The organism is Gilliamella sp. App6-5, from assembly GCF_001690525.1.
Lineage (GTDB): Bacteria > Pseudomonadota > Gammaproteobacteria > Enterobacterales > Orbaceae > Gilliamella > Gilliamella apicola_H.
Genome location: NZ_LZGT01000086.1, coordinates 1 through 672, shown reverse-complemented (window position 1 = coordinate 672; position 672 = coordinate 1). Strand labels below are relative to the sequence as shown.

Here is a 672-nt window from a genome sequence, read left to right as displayed (position 1 = left end):
AACCATCAATACATAGCCCTTCACTTAATAAAAATCCAGAACTATAATTATAATATAATCCAGTAAATGGCTGTCCTTGATAATAACAACGTATCTGATTCATTTCATAATCAAAATATTCTGCGCTAGTTAACAAATCATAATCAATTTTAATCATACCATCGGCTTGTAAAGCGCCATAATCTCGACTACCTGTAATAATACCGTCGGTAATTTCGTATACCTGATAAAGTTGATTATCTCGATGATCATAAGCTTCGCCATTAAACGGCGTATCGTTATAAAAGTAGTCATTACTGCGCTTTTCTAGTTGATTGAGTTTTATTCTGACTATCATGATTTTTTAATCTGTTAAGTAAGTTGATGTTTTAAATCATCGGGTAAGAATTCTTGAAAATAATCGATTCTGCCGTCATTAAAGGTTATTTTTATATTGCTATTTTGTTGTAGGGCAAATAATGCGAGTGCTTGCGCTCGATATTGCTGTTTTTGTTTTTCGGCACGAACAAGATCCGTTTGATATATGGAGGCTTCTTTACATTTTAATGTTTGTAAAGAAGGTAACTCAGCTAATCTTGCAATGGTTGAAAGTTCAATTTTAGTTTTATATAACTCTAATTGCTTAACCTGATTTAACAGTCCACGATCTAACCATTGGTTAAATAATGAATC

General features: G+C 32.0%; 2 protein-coding genes. Both read right to left on the bottom strand.

The annotated features are described in order from the left end of the window. Window positions 1-337 (bottom strand): hypothetical protein (locus A9G24_RS10360; RefSeq protein ID WP_141673146.1); only part of this gene is annotated, 337 nt, incomplete at its 3' end. Window positions 338-351: 14 nt separating this feature from the next. Beyond that, the coding region (locus tag A9G24_RS12935; protein WP_176701200.1) for a hypothetical protein at window positions 352-672 on the bottom strand (321 nt) is incomplete at its 5' end.